The sequence below is a fragment of the Rhodococcus sp. BS-15 genome, from assembly GCF_000813105.1.
In the GTDB taxonomy this organism is placed as follows: Bacteria; Actinomycetota; Actinomycetes; order Mycobacteriales; family Mycobacteriaceae; genus Rhodococcoides.
In genome coordinates this window covers 1-550 of the sequence record NZ_BAOX01000652.1, presented here as the reverse complement: position 1 = coordinate 550, position 550 = coordinate 1, and the positions used below count along the sequence as shown (strand labels likewise).

1 protein-coding gene and 1 pseudogene are annotated in these 550 nt (G+C 68.9%); both read right to left on the bottom strand.

The genetic code is table 11. From position 1 onward, the window contains the following. Positions 1 to 184 (bottom strand): annotated as a pseudogene (locus RHBS_RS28590) (metallophosphoesterase); the annotation flags it as partial. 106 nt (positions 185 to 290) lie between these two features. Beyond that, positions 291 to 550 (bottom strand): hypothetical protein (locus RHBS_RS29545; RefSeq protein WP_236745437.1); only part of this gene is annotated, 260 nt, incomplete at its 5' end.

Below are 550 nucleotides of genomic sequence, written 5' to 3'. Positions count from 1 at the left end.
CGACCAGCTGTGCCGCCACCGGCCACTGCGCGCCCGCGAATACGACGGTCCAGGTCGGCAGCGCGACAAGCACAGCGCAGACTACGAGGACGACGGTCGGCACGACGATCCGCCGAGTGCGCGGCCGCGTCGACCCGTCCGGTGAGACCGACTGTTCCGGTTGCTGCATCTGTCGATCTGTCATCGGCGTCGAACCCTCTTCACTCGTACGTGCGCGCAATCCGGGGCCAAGACTACGTCGTCTTCGCTGCTCGAGCGCGGGCGCTGAGCCTGTCGGCCAGGAGCGGGAGCTACGGCCGACGGCGGGTGGTGTATCCGCGAAGTCCGTTGAGCGGCAACTCGTGTTCTGCGATGTCCTCGTCCTCGGGTGCCTCGAGGCCGCCGCTCGGCTCGGTATCGGCATCCGTCGGCTCCGCTGAATCGACCTGTATCTCGGCCGGATCGGATCCGTCGCGCTCGGCAGCCTCGACGCTGTCCGCGGCCTCGTCCTGTGCGACCGCGTCGTCGGCTCCCCGATCCTGGCCGTGGCCGCTGTCGTGCTGTTCGTGGA